This is a genomic window from Clostridium sp. MB05, assembly GCF_046581255.1.
Taxonomy (GTDB): domain Bacteria; phylum Bacillota; class Clostridia; order Clostridiales; family Clostridiaceae; genus Clostridium.
Genome location: NZ_CP174370.1, coordinates 3,675,862 through 3,699,969, shown reverse-complemented (window position 1 = coordinate 3,699,969; position 24,108 = coordinate 3,675,862). Strand labels below are relative to the sequence as shown.

General features: G+C 29.0%; 23 protein-coding genes. 22 read left to right on the top strand and 1 reads right to left on the bottom strand.

From position 1 onward, the window contains the following. Nucleotides 1-11 precede the first annotated feature (11 nt). Nucleotides 12-1,628 carry a polysaccharide biosynthesis C-terminal domain-containing protein gene (locus ACH36K_RS17365; RefSeq protein WP_411168846.1) on the top strand — a complete coding sequence of 539 codons (1,617 nt, stop codon included), beginning with the start codon at nucleotides 12-14 and terminating at the stop codon, nucleotides 1,626-1,628. Nucleotides 1,629-1,742: 114 nt separating this feature from the next. Here ACH36K_RS17365 and spoVB read toward each other — a convergent pair whose 3' ends face one another. Beyond that, entirely contained in the window at nucleotides 1,743-3,242 is a 1,500-nt protein-coding gene (gene spoVB, locus ACH36K_RS17360; RefSeq protein ID WP_411168845.1) for a stage V sporulation protein B, read from the bottom strand. 174 nt (nucleotides 3,243-3,416) lie between these two features. Here spoVB and ACH36K_RS17355 point away from each other — a divergent pair, with 174 nt between their 5' ends. From ACH36K_RS17355 to ACH36K_RS17255, 21 genes are all read left to right on the top strand, one after another. After that, nucleotides 3,417-4,709 carry a hypothetical protein gene (locus tag ACH36K_RS17355; protein ID WP_411168844.1) on the top strand — a complete coding sequence of 431 codons (1,293 nt, stop codon included), beginning with the start codon at nucleotides 3,417-3,419 and terminating at the stop codon, nucleotides 4,707-4,709. Between the two features lie 149 nt (nucleotides 4,710-4,858). Continuing rightward, complete coding sequence (locus tag ACH36K_RS17350; RefSeq protein ID WP_411168843.1) at nucleotides 4,859-5,353, top strand: hypothetical protein; 495 nt, start codon at nucleotides 4,859-4,861, stop codon at nucleotides 5,351-5,353. A 22-nt stretch (nucleotides 5,354-5,375) separates the two neighbouring features. Then, the gene (locus ACH36K_RS17345; RefSeq protein WP_411168842.1) at nucleotides 5,376-7,046 is read left to right on the top strand and encodes a B12-binding domain-containing radical SAM protein; all 1,671 of its coding nucleotides are present in this window, start codon (nucleotides 5,376-5,378) and stop codon (nucleotides 7,044-7,046) included. Nucleotides 7,047-7,253: 207 nt separating this feature from the next. Continuing rightward, the gene (locus ACH36K_RS17340) at nucleotides 7,254-7,580 is read left to right on the top strand and encodes an ATPase (RefSeq protein WP_411168841.1); all 327 of its coding nucleotides are present in this window, start codon (nucleotides 7,254-7,256) and stop codon (nucleotides 7,578-7,580) included. Further along, nucleotides 7,567-9,522: a V-type ATP synthase subunit I gene (locus tag ACH36K_RS17335; protein ID WP_411168840.1), complete on the top strand. Its 1,956-nt coding sequence runs from the start codon at nucleotides 7,567-7,569 to the stop codon at nucleotides 9,520-9,522. Before ACH36K_RS17340 ends, ACH36K_RS17335 begins: the two co-directional genes overlap by 14 nt. Nucleotides 9,523-9,535: 13 nt before the next feature. Beyond that, nucleotides 9,536-10,021, top strand: a complete 486-nt coding sequence (locus ACH36K_RS17330; protein WP_411168839.1) for a V-type ATP synthase subunit K — start codon at nucleotides 9,536-9,538, stop codon at nucleotides 10,019-10,021. Nucleotides 10,022-10,039: 18 nt separating this feature from the next. Next, a complete protein-coding gene (locus ACH36K_RS17325; protein ID WP_411168838.1) occupies nucleotides 10,040-10,630 on the top strand; it encodes a V-type ATP synthase subunit E in 591 nt (196 codons plus the stop codon). A 12-nt stretch (nucleotides 10,631-10,642) separates the two neighbouring features. Continuing rightward, the gene (locus ACH36K_RS17320) at nucleotides 10,643-11,644 is read left to right on the top strand and encodes a V-type ATP synthase subunit C (protein ID WP_411168837.1); all 1,002 of its coding nucleotides are present in this window, start codon (nucleotides 10,643-10,645) and stop codon (nucleotides 11,642-11,644) included. Continuing rightward, on the top strand, nucleotides 11,637-11,948 hold the full coding sequence (locus ACH36K_RS17315; RefSeq protein WP_411168836.1) for a V-type ATP synthase subunit F: 312 nt from the start codon (nucleotides 11,637-11,639) through the stop codon (nucleotides 11,946-11,948). Before ACH36K_RS17320 ends, ACH36K_RS17315 begins: the two co-directional genes overlap by 8 nt. Before the next feature lie 17 nt (nucleotides 11,949-11,965). After that, on the top strand, nucleotides 11,966-13,744 hold the full coding sequence (locus ACH36K_RS17310; RefSeq protein ID WP_411168835.1) for a V-type ATP synthase subunit A: 1,779 nt from the start codon (nucleotides 11,966-11,968) through the stop codon (nucleotides 13,742-13,744). Further along, nucleotides 13,737-15,119, top strand: a complete 1,383-nt coding sequence (locus tag ACH36K_RS17305; protein WP_411168834.1) for a V-type ATP synthase subunit B — start codon at nucleotides 13,737-13,739, stop codon at nucleotides 15,117-15,119. The genes ACH36K_RS17310 and ACH36K_RS17305 overlap by 8 nt, the downstream gene beginning before the upstream one ends. Nucleotides 15,120-15,121: 2 nt before the next feature. Next, nucleotides 15,122-15,763: a V-type ATP synthase subunit D gene (locus tag ACH36K_RS17300; RefSeq protein ID WP_411168833.1), complete on the top strand. Its 642-nt coding sequence runs from the start codon at nucleotides 15,122-15,124 to the stop codon at nucleotides 15,761-15,763. 149 nt (nucleotides 15,764-15,912) lie between these two features. Beyond that, nucleotides 15,913-16,866: an MraY family glycosyltransferase gene (locus tag ACH36K_RS17295; RefSeq protein WP_411168832.1), complete on the top strand. Its 954-nt coding sequence runs from the start codon at nucleotides 15,913-15,915 to the stop codon at nucleotides 16,864-16,866. A 180-nt stretch (nucleotides 16,867-17,046) separates the two neighbouring features. After that, nucleotides 17,047-17,589 carry a GNAT family N-acetyltransferase gene (locus ACH36K_RS17290; protein WP_411168831.1) on the top strand — a complete coding sequence of 181 codons (543 nt, stop codon included), beginning with the start codon at nucleotides 17,047-17,049 and terminating at the stop codon, nucleotides 17,587-17,589. 252 nt (nucleotides 17,590-17,841) lie between these two features. Further along, complete coding sequence (locus tag ACH36K_RS17285) at nucleotides 17,842-18,318, top strand: NAD(P)H-dependent oxidoreductase subunit E (protein WP_411168830.1); 477 nt, start codon at nucleotides 17,842-17,844, stop codon at nucleotides 18,316-18,318. 1 nt (nucleotide 18,319) lies between these two features. Next, on the top strand, nucleotides 18,320-20,224 hold the full coding sequence (locus ACH36K_RS17280) for an NADH-ubiquinone oxidoreductase-F iron-sulfur binding region domain-containing protein (RefSeq protein ID WP_411168829.1): 1,905 nt from the start codon (nucleotides 18,320-18,322) through the stop codon (nucleotides 20,222-20,224). Continuing rightward, on the top strand, nucleotides 20,220-21,950 hold the full coding sequence (locus tag ACH36K_RS17275; RefSeq protein WP_411170725.1) for an NADH-dependent [FeFe] hydrogenase, group A6: 1,731 nt from the start codon (nucleotides 20,220-20,222) through the stop codon (nucleotides 21,948-21,950). The genes ACH36K_RS17280 and ACH36K_RS17275 overlap by 5 nt, the downstream gene beginning before the upstream one ends. Before the next feature lie 274 nt (nucleotides 21,951-22,224). Further along, the gene (locus ACH36K_RS17270) at nucleotides 22,225-22,785 is read left to right on the top strand and encodes a DUF5317 family protein (RefSeq protein WP_411168828.1); all 561 of its coding nucleotides are present in this window, start codon (nucleotides 22,225-22,227) and stop codon (nucleotides 22,783-22,785) included. Between the two features lie 12 nt (nucleotides 22,786-22,797). Further along, nucleotides 22,798-23,262 carry a hypothetical protein gene (locus ACH36K_RS17265; protein WP_411168827.1) on the top strand — a complete coding sequence of 155 codons (465 nt, stop codon included), beginning with the start codon at nucleotides 22,798-22,800 and terminating at the stop codon, nucleotides 23,260-23,262. After that, a complete protein-coding gene (locus tag ACH36K_RS17260) occupies nucleotides 23,259-23,921 on the top strand; it encodes an accessory gene regulator ArgB-like protein (protein WP_411168826.1) in 663 nt (220 codons plus the stop codon). The genes ACH36K_RS17265 and ACH36K_RS17260 overlap by 4 nt, the downstream gene beginning before the upstream one ends. Beyond that, nucleotides 23,918-24,052 carry a cyclic lactone autoinducer peptide gene (locus tag ACH36K_RS17255; protein WP_047000973.1) on the top strand — a complete coding sequence of 45 codons (135 nt, stop codon included), beginning with the start codon at nucleotides 23,918-23,920 and terminating at the stop codon, nucleotides 24,050-24,052. Before ACH36K_RS17260 ends, ACH36K_RS17255 begins: the two co-directional genes overlap by 4 nt. The last annotated feature ends 56 nt before the right edge of the window (nucleotides 24,053-24,108 follow it).

Genomic DNA, 24,108 nt, shown 5'->3' with positions numbered 1-24,108 from the left:
GGTGATTAGGTATGGAACAAAAATCAGCCGGACGTGGCTTTTTAATATTATCAATTGCAGGTATTGCTGGTAAATTATTATCAGCAATATACGTTCCTTTACTAACAGGTGTATTAGGAGGGACTGGTTACGGAATATACACAGGAGGATATGATATATTCGTTTTCTTAATTGCGATAACTAGTTTAGGAGCACAACCTGCAGTAACTAAAGTGGTTACTGAGCTTAGAACAATGGGAAATCATAAGGATGCACTAAGAGCACTCAAGTTAGCTAGAAGGTATTTGACTATTATTGGAGTAGTAATAGCAGGAATATTTGCGATTATAGCTTTTCCATTGGCACGAATAATAGAAAGAGAAGAATCAGGGCTAACGTTAGTATTTTTAGCTCCTGCAATAGTTTTCGCTGCAATTTTAGCTGCGTATAGAGGTTATATGCAGGGTATAGAAGAAATGGAATCATTAGCCATATCTCAAGTTTTAGAACAACTAGTTAACGTTGTCATAAGTCTTGTTTTTGCAGGTGCTTTAATTTATATTACTGGAAGTGAAAAATGGGGAAGTGCAGGTGGAACTGTAGGTACATCCATTGGAGCCATAGTGGCAATAACTTATATAATATACATATATAAAAAGAAGAACTATAGAGAAGAGGCTGAAAGAAATCATGATCCTAGTAGAAGGAGAGTTTCAGATAAAAGGATAGTAAAAAAGCTATTTATGTATGCAATTCCTATAAGCTTGGTGGCAGGAGTTCAAAACTTTGCTGGAGTTATAGATACTTTAACATTAGGAATAGGGTTAAAATCTGCGGGGCTAGGTGACCAAGTATATAGTTTATCAGCTACATTATCTTATTATAAAACTCTTGTGTATGTTCCATTAGCTATAGTTACAGCACTTGGAACATCAATATTTCCAAAGGTAATTCAAGCTTTTGTAAATAAGAATAAAAAAGAACTAAGACAACAAACAAGTTATGCATTTAGGATAACATATATAATAGTAATACCGGCAACCTTTGGACTAGCAATTTTAAGTAAAGAAATATATAAATTCCTATTTAATAACACTTCTACAGGATATACATTACTTATGTATGGATCATCTTTGCTTATATTTATGTCCATAACAACTATACAAAATGTTATTCTTCAAGGAATAAATAAATTGTACTTAATAATAGTATCTGCAAGTGTAGGATTAATAGCAAAAATAGCTATAAATCTTATATTAATTCCAATTCCAAGTATAAATATAATGGGAGCAGTAATAGCAACCTTTGTGTCATTTGTTATACCTGCATTAATAAATCACAGGAAGATAGAAATGTTTTTTAAGGTTAAGATACCAATAATAAAGCAAGCAATTGTACCAACAATTTGTTCTATATTAATGGCTATTGTAATATTCTTAGTAAAATTCCCAATTATTAAAGTTGCAGATATGATTGGTGGAGGAAAGGTAGCAATAGCTATAGCAACATTAATTTTAATAGGTATAGGTGGCATAGTTTATTTATATACAATGGTTTACTTTGGAGGAATAAGAAAAAAAGATTTAGATTTAATTTCACCAAAACTTTTTAGATTCTTACCAAGAAGAATAAGAAAAGAATTAATTTAAGTATAAAATAATAAGAAATTAAAATATAATTAAATTAAGTTAAAAAATAAAGGATGGAAATAAGTTTAATTTCTATCCTTTATTTTTATAAATTTAAAAGAAGATTTATATTAGCTATTGTTCTTCAATTCCAAAGAAACTTAAAAATGTAAATATAATAAATGTTAGGCTAATTATTATTAAGTTTTTAGCTATAAACATATTACTAAGGAAATTGTTTGTAAATACTTTTAGTATCATAAATATTAATATTGATAATAGTAAAAATATACTTATATTACTTTTAGATAAATCTAAGTATATATGCTTTTGAACTTCTCTAAGATTTATAAATAAGCTTACACTAGAGGTTATAAATATACTTATGGCATAGCCCATTATATTTACTCCAGGTATTCCAACAAATATAAATAAGCATATAATTTCTAGTAATGAAACTATTAAGGAATTTTTTAATATTACACCTTGTTTATTTAATCCATTTAGTATTCCAAACATTGTGCTTGCAGTAAAGAATATAGGGGCACTTAATGAGGCAACTTTTATATATTCTCCTAAGTCATCTCTTCCATAAAACATTTCTCCTAGAGAGTGAGGAATAATATTACAAATTATAGTTGTAGCAAGTCCAAGTAAAAATGCTATTTTCATTACCTTTTTAATTCTTATAGTGGCATTATAGTAGTCACCTCTGCTTAAGGTTTCTGACAAATCAGGAACTATAAGAGAGTTTATAGACATAATAACTATCATTGGGAAGGTAACTATTGTTAAAGCCATTCCAGTAAATTTACCTATCATGCCTAAAGCTGTTACAGAATCAAATCCAGCAGCAGCTAACCTTCTTGGTACTAATAATGTTGAAGCTGTACCAAACAAATTACCTAGAAATCCATTAACACACAAAGGAAGTGCAATTACTAATACATTAAATAATAATTGTGAAGCTCTCTCTGGTTTTTTAACTGATGGAGTTACTTTTCTAGAGAGATTTTTATAGTAAATGTACAATAAAATTAAGCTTTGAAGCTCTCCAATTGCTAGAGACAAATAAGCTAAAGTTACTAAAGAAGTAATTGAAGTAGCCTTAAACATATAAATTAATAGTGCAATAGTAATAATACGCATTGCTTTTTCTAAAATATCTATAAATGAAGGAACTACTATTTTAGAAACCCCATAAAAGTAACCTTTTAATATGTTAGATAAAGCTATAAAGACCATAGCTGGACAAGTTATTCTAATAGCATTAACAGTTCTCATGTCATGTATTCCATATTTACTTATGTAAGGAGACAAAAAGAATACCATAATACCTATAGCAATTGCCCATATTACATTAAAGCTAGCAACTGTTTTTATAGTTTTACTTATATTATTATATTGACCTTTAGATTTGTATATTGCAGATACTTGTGATATTGCAGCTATAATTCCAGCAGTCATTAAACAAATGAAAAGGTTGTATATAGGCATTACTAATCCATATAGTCCCATTCCTACAGGACCTATAAGTTTTGATAAGTAAATTGAAAATATAAATCCTAAAACTCCAGTAGTTATATTAGATGCAGTAAGAAGAAAAGAATTTCTTACAAAACTATCTTTTTCCAAAGTCTATCACCCCCAAATTAGTACATTTATATGTATTCTAAAATAAAAAGAAATATACCATTAGTAACCATTAAGAAAATAAATGGAATAGAAAAAAATTAAGTAATTCTAAAAGTAATAATTTATATATTTCAAAATATAAATTAAACATAAATAAAAAATTAGGGGGAGCTCATGAAAAGGTTTATTAAATTTTTACTTATTTCAATTATAGTAGTGACTATAGCCTTTGGGATTTTCAAGGTTACAAATAAATATAATTTAGATATTTTAAATAAAAATATAGATTGGTCAATAAGCCTTAAAGGATGTGAAGGAGCTAAAAGTTTTGATTTTGATGAAGAGGGTAATTTGTATCTAGCATTTGATGATACAATTAGAATAGTAAATAAGGATGGTAACGATGGGGTTATAATAAGAGAAAGTAAGTTCAACATTTTAGATATAATATATAATGATAAAAAGTTATACATATCTACAGATAACAGGATACTGGAGTATGATATAGATAAAAAATCATATAAAGAGCTTGTAAGTGAAATACCCAATAATGGTATAAATAAAAAAATAAATTTATTACTTTATGAAAATAAGCTATATTTCTCAGTTGGAAGTAATACAAATGCTGGAATAGTTAATGAAAAAGGAGAAGCCTTTGACATAGCAACAGGTGAATGGATATTGTCTGGGAATAATTATGGAGAAAATAAAACAGGAGCTTTTTCACAATATGCAGTGACTACAGAAGTTGGAGAAAAAGCGCAATCTCAAAAGTTAGGGAATGCAGCTATATTATCTTATGATTTAAATAATGGAGAAATAAACTTATTTGCTCATGGAATTAGAAATATAAAGGGATGGGACATAGATGATAAGGGAGAAATAAAGGGAATAGTAGGGGGAATGGAAGATTTACCTCCAAGAAACATAAAGGATGACAAAGATTATATATATAATCTACAAAAGGAAGATTGGTATGGATGGCCAGATTATAGTGGGGGAGATCCTATAACATCACCCAGATTTACAGATTTAATAAAACAAGAATACCTAATAAAAAATCATCCAGATAAAAATCCAAGTAGTCCTATATATCAAGATAATGATGTTTCATCACTACAAGGGCTAGCTATAGATAAATATGGAAAATGCTTTGATAAAAATACTATGATATTTGGAAATAATAAAAAAGGGTTTATATATGCATTAAATGAAAATGGTATAGTAAAAGATTTAGTTGATTTAGGTGATAAGAGTAGGATAGAAAAAATATTATTTTACAAGGATAGCTTCTACGTATTAGATAGTAGTGCTGGATGCTTATATAGCCTTAAATCAAATGAATCGATAGGAATTTTTAAGTTACCTAAGATATTCTGGATTTTTTCTATAGTATTTGTAATAGTAATAATAATATGTGTATTAATTAAAAATAAAGAACATAAGATAAGTAGTGCTAATAAATAGATAAAAGGAGAAGAGTTGAGCTCTTCTTTTTTTATTTATAGGAAAGGATAAAAGCTTAAAGATTTAAAAATTTAACAAAAAGTATTAATAAATTTTGAGATTAATAAATATAAATATAATATAACTTATGTAATTGGAGGTAAAGTGAGATGGGTAAAACAATAGTACTTAATTTATCAGATGTAAAATTGAATGGAGATATACTAGATGTTGGAGAAAGTTTTGGAGTTATATATAATATATCAAAGGATGTAATGGATGAAATTTCAGTAGATTATGTGGGAGCAGAAAATTCAAACAGGCTTAAGGAAGAAGATTATGATACTTGCACAATGTTTTTTCATTTAAGTAAACTATGGAATAATTCCTCTAGATTAAAATTAATTGAAGAAGTAACTAAATATATTAGGGTTGGAGGATCAATATATATATGGGACATAAATAAAGAAATTAAGAGTATAGTAAATAACAAGATAATGGCTGTACTACCATCAGGTAAGGTAAGGGAATTTGAATTTAAAAATTTAAATCCTTTAATAAAGTCAGATATGGAAGAAAATAAAAAATTTCTTGAAAAATACTATGAAATAGAAGAAACTAAGTTATGGGAGGATATACATTTTATAAAGGGTATAAAACTTTAATTTTGAAAGGAAGAAGATACTTATGAAAATTTTACTTACAGCTATAAATTCTAAATTTGTCCACAGCAATTTAGCTGTTAGATACTTAAGAGCTTTTACAAAAGATATGAATTATGATTGTAAAATTAGAGAGTTTTCTATAAATGATAGAGAAGAAAAAATATTAGAAGAAATAATAAAAGAAAAACCTAATGTAGTAGCTTTCTCTACTTATATTTGGAATATAGAAATGATAAAAAAATTATCAAATCTTATAAAACTTGTAGATGAAAATATAGAGATATTATATGGAGGTCCAGAAGTATCTTATGACAGTCAAAACATACTAAGAGAGCTAAATGGAGAATATATTATTGAGGGAGAAGGAGAGAAAACATATAGAGAATTTATAGATTATAAGTTAGGGGAAAGAGATATAAATTCAATAAGAGGTTTTTACTACAAAAAGAATGGTGACATAATATCAAATGGAAAAAGACCTCTAATGAATATGAATGAGCTAGTTTTTCCTTATGAAGAAGATGAAATCTTAGATAATAAAATAGTATATTATGAAGCCTCAAGAGGATGTCCTTTTAATTGCAAATATTGTTTATCATCTACAACTCATGGAGTTAGGTTTTTAGATATCGATAGGGTAAAGAAAGAATTAAAATATTTTATTGATAAGGAAGTAAGGCTTGTTAAGTTTGTAGATAGAACTTTTAATTGTAATAATAAATTTACAATGGCTATCTGGGAATTCCTTATAAATAAAGATACAAAAACACAATTTCACTTTGAAATATCTGCAGATATATTAAAAAAATCAGAACTAGATCTTTTAAGAAAAGCACCAAAGGATAGATTCCAATTTGAAGTTGGAGTTCAAACAACAAATGATGATGTACTAAATAGAATAAATAGATTTGTTAACTTTAGTGATATTAAGGAAAAGGTTGAAGAACTTCTTCAAATTAGAAACATAAAACAGCACCTAGATTTAATTGCAGGCTTGCCAGGAGAAGATTATAATTCATTTAAGAAATCATTTAATGATGTTTATAGTATAGAGCCAGAAGAAATTCAATTAGGGTTTTTAAAGCTTTTAAGGGGTTCATCTATGAGAGAAGAAGCAGAGGAATATGGAATGAAGTATTCTCCATATCCACCATATGAAATATTGAAAACTAATAATATAAGTTATGATGAATTAATAAGGCTTAAGAAAGTGGAGGAAATGGTCGATAAATATTATAACTCTCAAAAGTTTAGTAACATAATAAAATATTTAGTAGAGAAGTTTGATAATCCTTTTGATTTTTATTATAAATTGGGTTCTTATTTTGACTCTAAGGGATATTTCAATAGAAATATAGGAAATAGTGAGTATTATAAAGTATTTTTAGATTTTAATATGGAGATATTAAAAGAAGACAATTTTATATTAAATCAAATTTTAAAATTTGATTATTTAAGATTTAATAAAAAAAGGGGAATACCAGAGTTTATAGAAAAAAATTTAGATAAAGAAGAAGAAAAAAATATAAAAGAACAATTAAGAGACTTATATTCTTTTAAGGATTATCATTTAGAAGTCTTTAGTATAAATATACATAAATTTATGCAAGATTCTATTATAATTATGGAAAAAGATTACTACTTATTTGGACATGGAGGTGATGTTATAAACGTAACTGATAAATTAAAATAAATTCAAAAAAATTTTAAAATTTAAGTCAAATAAATAAAGAAAACAATTACAATACTTGAAAAATTGTTCTTATTTAACTAAATGAAGAATAAAAATGTTGAAAAAAATATTAAATCATGTATAATGGATAATAATAAAGAGTAATTAATACTATATAAAGTATTAATTGCTATATTATTATTTTACAATAATAAAGGTGGTGAGATTTTGGCATTAGAAGCAATAAGTGAAATTAAAAGAGCTGAAGAAGAGGCAGAGAAGCTAATTCAAGAAGCTACAATAAGTTCAAAGGAAATATTAAAGAATGCAAATATTAAAGCTGAGGAAGAATATAATAAAATTTTAAATGAAGCAAATTTAAATAAAAGTAAAATAATTTCTGAAGCTGAAGAAACAGGAAAATTAGAATCAGAACCTATATTAAGAAAAGGTGAAGAAGAAGTATTAAGCATTAAAGGTATTTCTGATGAAAAGAAAAATAATGCTATTAATTTAATCGTTGAGAGGATAGTGAAGATTCATGGCAATAGTTAAGATGAACAAATTCACTTTGCTTACCTTTGAATCTAAAAAACAAGATATCTTAAAGAAAATACAAGGGTTATCTAATGTAGAATTTATTAATTTACAGGACGAGGAATTCCTTGAAAAATATGATGAGTTGAAAGGCTTATCTAATGATGATATAGATTTAGAGTGTTCAAAGTATGAAGAAAATTTATCAAAGGCTAAATTTGCCCTAGAATTTCTCGCAAGATATGTTCCTAAAAAATCAGGAATAAAGGCATTAAAGGAGGAAAAGCTAACGTTAACCTTAGAAGAATTAGATAATAAGGTTAAAAGCTCAAATTGGAATAAAGGCTATGAAAAGGCAAAGGAAAGAGAGTCGCAGTTAGCAAGTCTAGATTCAAAGGTTACAAAATTACAAACAGAAATAGATACATTAACTCCTTGGCAAGATTTAGATGTAGCTTTTAATGAACTAATACAATTAAAAAATACATCTTATTTTTTAGGTACTATAGCAAAATCTTATGAAGATTCATTAATGGAACAATTATCAAATGTATATGTTGAAATAATATCAAGAAATAACAATGATATTAATCTTTTAATTTTATCTAATAAAGAAGATGGAGAAAATGTAGCAGAAATTCTTAGAGGTTTTGGATTTAGCAGTTTTAAAACAGAACATAAAGATGTTCCTATGAAGCTTATTTTAGATTTTAAGCATCAAATAGAAGAGTTGCAAACAAAAAAATTCTTTGTTCAAGAAGAAATTGCAAATTTAGAAGAAGATTTAAGAAATTTAGAAATAGCTTATGACTATTTTGTGAGTAAAGTTGAAAGAATTAAAGTTTCAACAAATTTCTTAAAAACAAAAAATATATGTGCAATTCAAGGTTGGATAGCACAAGAAGATATTGAAAAACTAAAATCTATATGTAGCGAAATTCTTAAAGATGATTACTACATAGAATTTGAAGAAGTAAAAGAAGAAGAAATAGATGATGTACCAATAAAACTTAAAAATGGTGAACTTGTATCAGCTTTTGAAAGTGTAACAGGAATGTACAGTTATCCAAAGTATAATGAAATTGATCCAACTCCATTACTTGCACCATTCTATTTAATATTCTTTGGAATGATGGTAGCAGATGCTGGTTATGGATTAATAGTTTTAATAGGATCTGGATTAGCACTTAAGTTTTTAAATCTTGATGATAGCAAAAAAGATTTTGCTAAGTTTTTCTTCTACTTAAGTATTCCAACAATATTTTTTGGGCTAATTTATGGATCAGCATTTGGAGATGCTATAAAACTGCCAACACAAATTATAGATACTAACAAAGATGTAAATACAATATTAATTTTATCTTTAGCATTAGGTATAATACAAATATTCTTTGGATTATTTATAAAAGTATATAATCTAACAAAACTTGGTAAAGCTAAAGATGCATTTTATGATGCAGGTTCATGGATAATTACATTAATATCAATAGGTGGATTAGCAGCAGTTAAATTTTTAAACTTACCAGCTATTTTAGGGACTATATTTACAATAACTATGGTATTTGGAATGATTGTTATAGTTTTAACAGGTGGTAGAGACGAAGAAACTAAAGGGGCACAAATAGGTCAAGGTTTATATGCCTTATATGGTATAACAGGATATGTAGGTGACTTAGTATCATATACAAGACTTATGGCTTTAGGTTTAGCAGGTGGATCTATTGCAGGAGCGTTAAATTTATTAATACACACTCTTCCAGGGGTGGCTGCAATAGTAATAGGACCTGTATTGTTTGTACTATTCCATATATTTAACTTAGGATTATCATTACTTGGAGCTTATGTTCATACAGCAAGACTTCAATATGTTGAATATTTCTCAAAGTTTTATGATGGTGGTGGAAAACCGTTTAAAGCATTTAAAGGTTCAGAAAAATATATAAAGATCAAAAGAAATTAGGAGGAATTATAAAATGGAAATGTCATGGATTCAATTTTTTGTAGAAAATAATGGTGGATTAATATTTGCAGCTATGGGAATAGCTTTAGCTGTTGGATTATCTGGTATAGGTTCAGCTAAAGGTGTTGGAATAGTTGGTGAAGCTGCAACAGGATTAGTTACAGAAGAACCAGAGAAGTTTGGTAAGGCATTAGTTCTTCAACTATTACCAGGTACACAAGGTTTATATGGTTTCGTTATAGGATTCTTAGTATTTACTAAAATGGCTTCAGGTATGCCACTAGCTCAAGGTTTATACTTATTAGGTGCTTGCTTACCAATAGCATTTGCAGGACTTTGGTCAGGTATAGCTCAAGGTAAAGTTGGAGCAGCAGCTATTCAAATATTAGCTAAAAACCCAGAACACAATACAAAAGGTATTATATTAGCTGCAATGGTTGAAACATACGCATTATTAGGATTCGTTATTTCATTCATGTTAGTAAGCAAAGGATTCTAGGATTGGAGAGAATAGGCTATGGCAAGTGTAAATAATCTAACTTCAAAAATACTTAGGGATGCTGAAGAAAGAAAGGAAAGTATTTTAGCTTATGCTGAAGAAGAACAAAGTAAGATTCTTTCTAAAAGAATAGCTAAGTCCAAGGAGCTTGAAAAAGAAATTATACAAAAGGCTGAGCTTGAAGCTAAAACAAAAAAAGAAAGAATTTTATCTTCTGCTTCTCTTAAGGTTAGAAATGATAAATTATCAGCGAAGCAAGAAGTTATAGAGGAAGTTTTTCAAAAAAGCATAGATGCTCTATTATCTATATCAGGAGAGGATTTCTTAAGATTTATAAGAAATTCAATTCTTTCTCTTGGAGTAATAGGAGAACAAAAATTAATTCTAAACAAAGATGGAATGGAATTAGTAGATATTACTTTTATATATGAATTAAATCAGGCACTAGGAGAAAAAGGAAATATAAAATTAAGCTCAAAAGAGGGTAATTTTAAAGGTGGATTTATCCTTGAAAGTAATGGTATAGAAATTAATAACACATATGAAGCTTTAGTAAGTTCATTAAGAGATGAATTGGAGTTTGAAGTAGCAAGAGTGTTGTTTAGTTAAGGAGGGTAAGAGATGGATGTAATGAAATTTACCCAAGCTGTATCAAGAATATGGGTTTTAGAAACAAGACTCCTTGATAAAGCCAAGATAGACAGAATGATAGAAGCTCCATCAGCAAATGAAGTATTAAGAATACTAAATGAAACAGAATATTCAAATGCTTCAGCTAATGTAAAAAGGTCTGAAGATTATGAAGAGATTTTAACAGCAGAACTTAAAAGGATATATGATTTAGTTTATGAAATAAGTCCAGTTAAAGAAGTTGTTAAACTAATGAGTCTTAAATATGACTATCATAATATCAAAGTACTTTTAAAAGGAAATGTATTAGGAAAAGATTTATCTTCAATGCTTATACAATTAGGTAATTTAGACTTACAAGAAGTTAAACATAAAATAGATGGAGATAATTTTAAAAGCTTAAATGGAAACCTTGGAAAAGGAGTTCAAGAAGCAATGAAAGTTTTTGAGGAAACAAAAGATCCTCAAAAAATAGATATAATAATAGATAAATATATGTTTAAAGAATTAGTAGAAATAAAAAATCAATTAAACTATAAATTCATAGATAATTTAGTTAAAGCAATGATAGATTCTACTAATATAAGAACTTTACTTAGAATAAAGAAACAAAATAAAGGAAGAGACTTTGCACAAGAAGTAATAGTTGATGGTGGAGCAATAGATAGTAGTAGAATTATTTCACTACTTAATGAATCACCAGAAAATATAATGGCTAAGCTTCAAAGTACTATTTATTCAGATTTAATAAAAGAAGGTTTTGAAGGATACATAGCCACTGAATCTGCAAGTCTTTTAGAGAAATTAAGTGATAACTATATAATGGAATTAATGAAAGGTTCTAAGTTAGTTACATTTGGACCAGAAAAAATATTATCTTATATCTATGCAAAAGAAACAGAAATAAAGGTAATAAGAATTATAATGGTTGGCAAGCTTAATAATATTGCTGAGGAAGTAATAAGGGAAAGGCTGCGTGATATATATGTATAAGAAAATTGGAGTCGTTGGAGATAAAGATTCAGTTTTAGCATTTAAAGCTTTAGGAATAGATGTATTCCCTGTTATAGAAGCGGATGAAGCTAGAAGAGCAATTGATAGATGTGCGATGAATGATTACGCAGTAATATTTGTAACTGAGCAAGTAGCTCAGAATATAGAAGAAACTATAGCTCATTACAATGAACAAATGCTTCCTGCAGTAATATTAATTCCAAGTAATCAAGGGTCATTAAATATAGGGCTAAAGAGAATTAGTGATAGTGTGGAAAAAGCTGTTGGCGTTAATATTTTATAGGAAGGTAGGTTAGTAAGTTGAAGACCGGAAAGATAATTAAGGTTGCAGGTCCTTTAGTTGTTGCTGAAGGAATGGAAGAAGCAAATATATATGATATGGTTAAGGTTGGAGATAATGGACTTATTGGCGAGATTATAGAAATGAGAGCTGATAAGGCATCAATCCAAGTTTATGAAGAAACTACAGGAATCGGTCCTGGGGATCCAGTTGTTACAACAGGAGAACCTTTAAGTATAGAATTAGGACCAGGTCTTATAGAGTCAATGTTTGATGGGATTCAAAGACCGCTTGATGCAATAGAAAAGGCTGCAAATTCACCATTCTTAAAGAAGGGTGTATCAGTTAAGTCATTAAATAGAGAAAAGAAATGGGAATTCAAACCAACTGCTAATGTAGGAGATGTTGTAGAAGCTGGAGATATAATTGGTACAGTTCAAGAAACTACAGTTGTTCTACATAAAATAATGGTTCCAGTAGGAATAGAAGGAACTATTAAAGAAATTAAAGCGGGTGAATTCACAATAGAGGAAACAGTTTGTATCATAGATACAGTGGCTGGACCAAAGGAAGTAATGATGATGCAAAAATGGCCTGCAAGAAAAGGTAGACCATTTGCAAGAAAAATGAAACCAGAACAACCAATGACAACAGGACAAAGAGTTATAGATACATTCTTCCCAGTAGCTAAAGGTGGAGCTGCTGCAGTACCAGGACCATTTGGAGCTGGTAAAACAGTTGTTCAACATCAGGTTGCTAAGTGGGGAGATACTGAAATAGTTGTTTATGTTGGATGCGGAGAGCGTGGTAACGAAATGACAGACGTTCTTAATGAGTTTCCAGAACTTAAGGATCCAAAAACTGGTCAAAGCTTAATGAAGAGAACAGTTCTTATAGCTAATACTTCTAATATGCCAGTTGCCGCTAGAGAAGCCTGCATATATACAGGAATTACTATAGCTGAATATTTCAGAGATATGGGATACTCAGTTTCAATAATGGCTGACTCAACATCAAGATGGGCAGAAGCATTAAGAGAAATGTCTGGTAGACTTGAAGAAATGCCTGGTGACGAAGGATATCCAGCTTATCTAGGATCAAGACTTGCCGATTATTATGAAAGAGCAGGCAAGGTTGTATGTTTAGGTAAAGATGGTAGAGAAGGTGCTGTAACAGCTATCGGAGCAGTTTCACCTCCAGGAGGAGACCTTTCAGAACCAGTTACACAAGCAACACTTAGAATAGTTAAAGTATTCTGGGGACTTGATGCACAACTTGCATATAAGAGACACTTCCCATCAATTAACTGGTTAAATTCTTATTCATTATATGCAGATACTATTGATACATGGATGAATAATGAAGTTGCTTCAGATTGGGGAAGCTTAAGACAAGAAGCTATGACTATATTACAAGAAGAATCAGGACTTCAAGAAATCGTGAGCCTTGTTGGTATAGATGCATTAAGTGAAAAGGATAGATTAAAGTTAGAAGTTGCTAAATCATTAAGAGAAGATTACTTGCAACAAAATGCTTTCCATGAAATTGACACATATGCTTCATTAGATAAACAATATAAAATGCTTAAGCTAATACTTTTATTTAAAAATGAAGCTGAAAGAGCTTTACAAGCTGGAGTTTACTTAAATAAAATATTAGGATTAGATGAAGTTAGAGATAAAATTGCTAGAAGTAAATACATTCCAGAAGATCAAATAAATAGAATGGATGATATTGCTTTAGAATTAAAGGCTATTATAGATACATTAATCAACGAAGGAGGGGTTCTAGATGCTTAAGGAATACAGAACAGTAACGGAAGTTGTTGGACCTTTAATGGTAGTTGAAGGTGTAGAAGGTGTTAAATATGATGAACTAGTTGAAGTGGAACTTCAAACTGGTGAGCATAGAAGAGGTAAAGTTCTTGAAATAAACGGATCAAAAGCAATGGTACAGCTTTTTGAAGGTTCTTCAGGAATTAACTTAAGAGGAACTAAGGCTAAGTTCTTAGGAAGACCTCTTGAACTTGGTGTATCAGAAGATATGTTAGGTAGAATCTTTGATGGTATGGGTAAGCCAATTGATAATGGACCTAATATAATACCAGAACAAAGAGTAGATATAAATGGAGAAGCTATAAATCCAGTATCTAGAGATTTCCCATCAGAGTTTATCCAAACAGGTATCTCTGCAATTGATGGATTAAACACTCTAGTTAGAGGACAAAAGTTACCTGTTTTCTCAGGTTCAGGGCTTCCACACAAAGAATTAGCTGCTCAAATAGCAAGACAAGCGAGAGTTTTAAATTCAGACTCTAACTTCGCAGTTGTATTTGCAGCTATAGGTATTACATTCGAAGAGTCACAATTCTTCGTTGATGAATTCCAAAAAACTGGTGCTATAGATAATGCAGTATTATTTATGAACTTAGCATCTGATCCAGCTATCGAAAGAATAGCTACACCAAGAATGGCATTAACAACAGCTGAATTCTTGGCTTATGAAAAAGGAATGCAAGTTCTTGTTATAATGACAGATATCACAAACTATGCAGAAGCATTAAGAGAAGTATCTGCAGCTAGAAAAGAAGTTCCAGGAAGAAGAGGATATCCAGGATACCTATATACTGACCTTTCTACATTATATGAAAGAGCAGGAAGAATTAGAGGTAAAGAGGGTTCAATAACTCAAATTCCTATATTAACAATGCCAGAAGATGATAAGACTCATCCAATTCCTGACTTAACTGGATATATTACAGAAGGACAAATAATTCTTTCAAGAGAATTATACAAGAAGGGGATTATGCCTCCAATAGATGTTCTTCCGTCATTATCAAGACTTAAGGATAAAGGTATTGGTAAAAATAAAACAAGAGAAGATCATGCTGATACAATGAACCAATTATTCTCAGCTTATGCTCAAGGTAAGCAAGCAAAAGAATTATCAGCAATATTAGGAGAATCAGCTTTATCAGATATAGATAAGCAATATGCTAAATTTGCAGAAGCTTTTGAGGAGCAATATGTTTCACAAGGCTTTACAGCAAATAGAAGTATAGAAGAAACATTACAATTAGGATGGAAACTTTTAAAGATACTTCCAAGAACAGAGCTTAAGAGAATAAGAGACGAGTATCTTGAAAAGTATATGCCAAAGGGAGATGAAGAATAGCCATGGCAAGATTAAATGTCAATCCTACTAGAATGGAGATGTCTAAGCTAAAAAAGAGATTAGTAACAGCTACAAGAGGACATAAACTTTTAAAGGATAAGCAAGATGAGCTTATGAGACAATTCGTTAATCTTGTTAAATACAATAATGAATTAAGAAAATCTGTAGAAGCAGAGCTTCAAGGGTCTCTTAAGGACTTTGTTATGGCTAGAGCTGTTATGAGCTCAGAATTTCTAGAAGAAGCAGTGTCTTATCCAAAGGAAAGTATATCTGTTGAAGTAGGAACTAAAAATATAATGAGTGTTAATGTTCCGGAAATGAATTTCCATAGACAACTTGAGGGAGATGAAGGAAGTATATTTCCGTATGGATTTGCAAGCACATCATCTGAACTAGATGATTCAATAGCGAAACTTTATGGAATATTACCAAAGCTATTAGAATTAGCAGAAGTAGAAAAATCAACTCAACTTATGGCTGATGAAATAGAAAAGACTAGAAGAAGAGTTAATGCTCTTGAATATATGACTATTCCTTCATTACAAGAAACTATAAAGTATATAAGAATGAAGCTTGATGAAAATGAAAGAGGAGCTTTAACTAGATTAATGAAAGTTAAAGATATGATACAAGCAAGAAATTAAAAGCGTCCCCTAGAAATAGGGGCGTTTTTTATTTAGTATGATAAACGTAACTGTTTTGTAATTGATAATCCAAGCTATTAATAGTATAATAAGATAATGATTTAATTAACATAATAAATAAGTAGCATTTGAGAGTTAAGGAGTAAATTATGCAATATATACTATCTTTTATATTAGCGTTTTTAATAGTTTATTTAATAACACCATTTTTAATTAAACTATCTTTTAGATATAGTTTTACAGATAAACCAACTAAAAGGAAAAAACATAGGGGCGAAACTCCACTTTGTGGTGGGTTATCTATGTTTATAGGTTTTTTTATAGTATATTTTACAGTTAATAATTATACACCATTAAGAGAAAAAATTTGGATATTAATAGGATCATCATTAATTTTATTAATAGGATTAATAGACGATAGTTTTAAAACCAGAGGAAAAGAGTTTCCTATATATCCAAGATTAATAGTTCAATTATTAGCAGCATTTATTATATTTAAAGCTGGAATAGTTTTTAGGGGGTTTGCAAATCCATTTACAGGAGTGTACGTAGAATTATCAGGAGCTATACAATTTTTGCTTACAATTACATGGATATTTGGAGTAACAACAGTTATAAACTGGTCTGATGGTATGGATGGATTAGCTGGTGGGCTATCATTAATTTCATCTATAACTTTTGTTGGAGCTGCTATAATATTAAATCAAAGTGAATCTATTAGTATGTCATTAATAGTATCTGGAGTAACTTTAGGATTTTTACTATATAATAAGTATCCAGCAAAGATATTTATGGGTGACTCAGGTGCAAATTTCTTAGGATTTATTTTAAGTATAATAGCACTAGATGGAGCCTTTAAACAGGCAACACTAGCGAGTTTATTTATACCTGTTTTAGCATTAGCAATACCTATTTTTGATAATCTTTTTGTTATAGTTAAAAGATTTTTAGATGGAAAGCCTGTATATCAAGCAGATAGAAGTCAAATACACTATAGATTAGAGGCAAAGGGATTTACTCCAAAACAAGTAGTAACATATATTAATATGGTTAGTTTAGCCTTTAGCGCCATATCAATAATATTATTATTGATAAAAAGGTAATAGAACTTAAAAATAAATATAACATGGAGCTCCATAGGAGTTCTTTTTTTATATAGAAATTTAAAATATAAATTATAAATAGATTTAAATTAGAAGTTAATAGAGAAAGTTATAAATACGTTGACTCGCAAATATTTAAATGATATTATATTTAGAAATATCTAAAAGGGGGCGGAATATATGTATAGAGGTAAAATGGTTAAATTAAGGGCTTATAAGGAAGAAGATATAGAAAGAGCAACACAATTTATAAATGATGAAGAAGTTAAAAAGCTTTTGGATTCTAATGTTCCTTTTCCAATTACTAAGTGGCAAGAAGAGGAATGGATAAAAAGTAGAAAAGCAGGAGGAGACTTCACTTATGATTTTGCAATTGAAGATATAAAAAGTGGTAAATATATAGGTGGGTGTAGTATTAATGAGTTGGATATAAAAAATAGAAATTGTGTAATAGGTATAATGATTGGCGATAAAGAGTATTGGAGCAAGGGATATGGAAGTGATGCTTTAAGAACTCTGCTGAAATTTATATTCGAAGAAATAAATATGAATAAAGTAAAGTTAAAAGTATTTTCTTTTAATGATAGGGCTATAGCATGTTATAAGAAGATTGGATTTAAGGAAGAGGGCATATTAAAGAAAGAGCTATATAGAAATGGAAGCTATCATGATGAAGTACTTATGGCTATCTTTAAAGAAGAGTTTTTAAAAACAGTAAATTAATAATAAAACATTTTAATATACATTCAAATAAATAAATTTTAAAGCTGTGTCTTAGGCAAATTGTCATTAAGATATAGCTTTTTTATTTTTTAAAAGGAGAATAAAATAGATATAAAAGAATATAAATTTTTAGTGTGATATAAATAACAATATCTAATCTTATATATTTAAAAATAATAAAAAATATGTTAATATTTAATTAGTTGAAATATTTAGAAAATTTATAAAATTAAGAAAAATGGGGGAGATAATTTGAAAGATATATGTGGCAAATTTAAAGATTTAGAATTATTTATCCAAGAAGGAAACAACGATGAAAGCTCATTAATCGCTGTATTGCATCACGCACAAGGCTTATATGGATATCTTGGAAGAGAGGTACAGGAATATATAGCGGAGAGGTTAAAGATACCTGTATCAAAGGTCTATGGTGTAATAACATTTTATTCTTATTTCTCCACAGAACCAAAAGGAAAATATGTAATAAGTATTTGTACTGGAACTGCATGCTTCGTAAGAGGTGCTTGTGACATCTTAGAAGACTTTAAAAAAATATTAGGAATAAAAGAAGGAGAAACAACATCAGATGGACTATTTACATTAGATACATTAAGATGTGTTGGATCATGTGCAATTGCACCTGTAGTTCTTGTAAATGATAAGGTATATGGATACTTTACTAAGCCTCAAGTAAATGAATTAATAAATAATTTAAGGGAGCAAGGTTAGTATGGAAAGAGTAGTTAATTATAGTGATTTATTAGAAAAGGTTGAGAAATGTAAAAAAAATATAGAGGTTAGACAAAATCCTGATAAATTTAATAAAGGTAATATAAAAGAAAGGCATATACTTATTTGTGGTGGACCTGGCTGTAAAGCATCAAATGCAGATAATATTTTAAGAGCATTTAATGAAGAAATATCTAGATTAAATCTAGAAAATGATATAAAAGTAATAATGACAGGATGTTTTGGATTTTGTGCAAAAGGGCCAGTAATAGAAATTATGCCTGATAGAGTATTTTATATAAAAGTAACAGAGGAAGATGTTAAAGAAATAATAGAAAGCCACATATTAGAAGGTAGAGTTGTTGATAGGTTACTTTACGAGAATGAGGAAACGAAAGAAAGAATAAAAATAAAAGAAGAAATCCCATTTTATAGGAAGCAAGTGAAAATAGCATTAAAAAATTGTGGAGTTATAGATCCTGAAAATATGGAAGATGCATTAGCAGTTGGAGCTTACACAGCATTAGGAAAAGTTCTTACCACTATGACTCCAGAAGAAGTTGTAAAAGAGATAAGTGAATCAGGTCTTAGAGGAAGAGGGGGCGGTGGATTCCCAACAGGTAGAAAGTGGGAAACTGCTAGACGAGCTATTGGAGATATAAAATACGTAATTTGTAATGCTGATGAAGGAGATCCAGGAGCTTTTATGGATAGAGCTATTTTGGAAGGAGATCCTAACTTAGTTCTTGAGGCAATGGCTATTTGTGGTTACGCTACTGGATCAAATAATGGATATATATATATAAGAGCAGAATATCCCTTAGCTGTTCATAGATTAAAAATAGCAATAGATCAAGCAAGGAAGCTTGGATTATTGGGGAATAATATATTAGATACAGGCTTTAATTTTGATATTCAAATCAAATATGGAGCAGGTGCTTTTGTATGTGGAGAAGCAACTGCATTAATACATTCAATTGAAGGATTAAGAGGAGAGCCTACCATGAAACCACCAAGAACATCAGAAAAAGGACTGTGGCAAAGACCTACATGCGTTAATAATGTAGAAACTTTTGCAAATGTTAGTCAAATAATTAACAATGGGGCAAAGTGGTATAGCTCAATAGGAGCTGAAAAATCAACTGGAACAAAGGTATTTGCCTTAGCAGGTAATATTAATAATGTTGGTCTTGTAGAAATCCCAATGGGAATGCCTTTAAGAGACATAGTATACGAAATTGGTGGAGGAATATTAGGAGATAAAGAGCTAAAAGCCATACAAACTGGTGGACCGTCAGGTGGATGTATTCCAAAAGAATATCTAGATTTGCCTATAGAATATGATACTTTAACATCAATTGGTTCAATGATGGGATCTGGTGGAATGATAGTAATGGATGAAGATAACTGCATGGTTGATATAGCAAAATTTTATTTAGAGTTTAGTGTAGATGAATCCTGTGGTAAGTGTACCCCTTGTAGAATAGGAAATAAGAGAATATTAGAATTATTAAAGAAAATCACAGAGGGAAATGCTGTGGAAGAGGATTTAGAAAAACTTAAAGAACTATGTGAAGTAGTTAAGGAATCATCACTTTGTGGATTAGGAGAAGCAGCACCAAATCCAGTTTTAAGTACCTTAAGGTTTTTTGGTGAAGAATATAAAGATCATGTAGTAGAAAAGACTTGTATAGCAGGGGTTTGTAAAGGATTAGTTAAATATGAAGTTGCAGATAACTGTATAGGATGTACAAAATGTTTAAGAGCATGTCCTGTATTAGCTATTAAAGGAAAGATTAGAGAAAAGCATGTAATTGATGTTAAGAAGTGTATAAAGTGTGGTTTATGTTATGAAGCATGTCCGACTAAAGCCATAATAAAAACAAGCTTAGGAGGTGAAAATTAAAATGGTAAGTATAAAGGTTAATGGTATAGATTTAGAAGTTGAAAAAGGGACAAGTATGTTAGATGCAGCAAAAAAATTAAATATAAATATTCCAACATTATGTAATATGTATATGGCAGATGGAAACACAAGAAATTGTAAGGGAACTTGCAGAGTATGTTTAGTTGAAGTAGAAGGCTGGAAAAGATTAGCTCCTTCTTGTGCAACAGAAGTAAAAAGTGGTATGTCAATTAAGACTAATTCTATTAAAGCAATTAAAGCAAGGAGAACTATTACAGAATTATTGTTATCAAATCATTCAAAGGACTGTCTAAATTGTGACAGAAATACAAATTGTGAACTACAAAAATTAGCAGCAGATTTAGGTATTAATGATGATAGGTATGAAGGTGAACGTGTAAATTTTGATTTGGACATTTCAGATGGATTTATAAGAGATAGAGATAAATGTATATTATGTAGAAGATGTGTAACCACCTGTAATGAAGTACAAAAAGTACATGCTATAACAGTTGCTGATAGAGGATTTGGAACTAATATTTCAACATTTTCAAATGATCCTATAAAAGATACGAATTGTACTTATTGTGGACAATGTGTAGCAGTATGTCCAACTGGTGCACTAAGAGAAAAGAGTGATTATAAGGATATTTGGAGAGTTCTAGATGATTCTAATAAATATGTTGTTGCTCAAATTGCACCAGCTGTAAGATCAGCTCTTGCAGAAGAATTTGGACTACAATCAGGGGAGTTGTCTACTGGTAAAATTGTAAGTGCATTAAAAATGTTATCGTTTGATGAAGTATTTGATACTAATTTTGCAGCTGATTTAACAATAATGGAGGAGGCAAATGAATTTATAGAGAGGTTTACATTAGGAGAAAATTTACCACTTATAACTAGTTGTTGTCCAGCATGGGTGAATTATGCTGAAAATAATTATTCAGACAATATGAATTTTGTGTCAAGTTGCAAATCACCTCAACAAATGTTTGGGGCTATAGCTAAAAATTATCTTCCACAAGAGCTTTCAATAAAAAGAGATGATTTATTTGTAGTATCAATCATGCCTTGTATAGCCAAGAAGTTTGAAGCAAATAGACAGGAAATGATTAGTAATGAAGGCATAAAGGATGTAGATTTAGTTATAACTACAAGAGAACTTGCTAAGATAATAAAAGAAGGTGGAATAGATATAAAAAGTTTACCGGATGCAGAATTTGATAATCCATTAGGAGTGTCAAGTGGAGCAGGAAGTTTATTTGGAACTAGTGGAGGTGTTATGGAAGCTGCCCTTAGAACATCTTATGAATGGATAACAGGAAAAACATTAGAAAAAATAGATTTTGAAAATGTTAGAGGGTTAGAGGGACTTAAAGAGGCTACAATAAGCTTAAATGGCAGAGATATTAATGTAGCTGTTGTCAGCTCCCTTGGAAATGCTAAAAAAATAATGGACGAAATAAAAAATGGAAAATCAAAATATCATTTTATAGAAGTTATGGCTTGCCCAGGTGGATGTATTGATGGTGGAGGACAACCGTTTATAAAATCTGATAGAGAGATATTAAAAAGAAGGATGAATGCTATATATAATGAAGATAAAAATAAGAAAATAAGAAAAGCGCATGAAAATCCTATGATAGATAAGTTGTATAAAGAATATTTACAAAAGCCAAATAGTTATATAGCGCATCATATATTACATGTAAATTATAAAAAATAAGATATTATTAAATATAGTGAAAGGGTAGAAAGGAAAAAAATAATAATGCTTAAATAAAAAGGAAACTATAGGTTTCCTTTTTTATTACAATAAAATCAGTAAAAAATAAAATATGAGTAAAAATATGAAAAAAAGCGGGTTAGTCGAAAAAAAAGTATGGAAGAGAATAACAATTGATAGTATAATTGTTATAGTTAAAAGAATATAGTATTATAACTAATTAAGAATAATTTACAATAAAACTTTATAATTATACATATGGAAAGGGTAAGATATGATAGAAACTATATTAATTTCATTCATATTTTGTAAAATAAAAGGTTTTAAATTAAAACCTTTATTTAAGAATTGGTCCATATATCCAGTGATGGTAATGGAGTTAATTTATTTAATTGTACAAATTAATATTTTTAGGGAAAATTATGTTGTAATAAACTATGTTGGCATATTAAAAACTCTATATTTATGTTCTTACTTACCACTAATATTTACATATAAACAGTATATATCAGCTATACTAGGATCAGTATTTGTTATGATTGGAGGAATATTAAATGATGTAGCAATTTGGGCTAATAATGGATATATGCCGGTATTTCCTACACTTTCATATTTTACTGGATATGCAAAGCCAGACGCCTTTAATAAAGTAAACGATATACATATATTTGGAGACTCTACAACAAAATTAAAACCTTTAACAGATATATTTGATATAGGATATAGTGTACTTAGTATTGGAGATATATTTATTAGGTTATATGTTTTCATAATAATATATAATGTAGTAAAATTATTAAATAAATCAAAAGAAGAAAAAATAAGTGTTTTGTAAAGGAGACAAAAGATGCTAAGATTATATCCAATAGAATTTTTTTTAAGAGCGATACCAGAAAGTTTTATAGTTATATTTGCAGTTTATATTTTCTCGAAAACAGAAATAAATAAGAAAAAATATTTAATAACGAGTATAATGTTTTCGCTAATTATTTATACTGCTAGAATGTTACCAATAAGCTATGGAGTACATATGATTTTATCTGTCTTAATTTTATTATTTATAATAATTTCTTATAATAAGATAGATGTTATTAGTGCGATAAAAAGTATTATATTTACATATTTAGTTCAACTAATATCTGAAGCAATAAATGTTTTAATACTTAATCTTATGGAACTTGATTTAGAAACTTTATTTAAAGATCCAATTAATAAAACTTTATTAGGAATACCATCATTGACAATTACAGCAATTATAATATCAATTTTTTATATTATAAATAAAAAAAGAAGGAAGCTTAAAAAAATATGAATTTAGAATTAATATGTAAAAATATATCAAATAATTTAAAAAATCAATTAAATCTAGATGAAGATAAGACTAGTATTATAGAGTATGGATTATTTGCATTTTTTCATATGAGTATATCAATATTATTAGTTGCAATAATAGGAACAATTTTTAATGTAATGATTGAAGCTTTAATAATTTCCTTTGTTGTAGCTATTTTAAGAAAATTTTCAGGCGGAGCACATGCAAGTACAGCTTTTAATTGTGCAGTAGTTGGAGTATTAGTATCAGTAATCCCAGCTTATATAACTAAAAATATAAGTTTCAATAATAATTATATAATTTTTATAGGAATTATTTTATATGTTATTTCACTAATAATTATTTATAAGTTAGCACCTGTGGATAGCCCTAATAAGCCAATAAGAAAAGAAGAAAAAATAAAAAGTTTAAAAAAAGGATCTATTATAATATTATCTACTTACATGATTATTGTGGCGTTTAATGTAATTGTATATTACATAGGTAAAAATGAAATTTTCTTGTTATATTCAGCTTGTATATACATAGGATTATTATGGCAAGTATTTACATTAACCAAATATGGGCATATTTTAGTTAATATAATAGATTCTGTATTTATAAAAATCTTTTATATGATAAGGGGGGAAAAGAAATGAAAAGATTAAATAATAAAGTATTAATGGCAGTAGCTGCTTTTGCTACAGTAATCGCATCTGTAGTATCTACATCAGCATGCTTCTGGGCTATGTATCAACCAGAAGAACCAAAGGCTTTAAGAGATGAGTAATTAAATAAAGGTCGGATTTTTCCGATCTTTATTCAAATGATTATGAGGTGAACAAT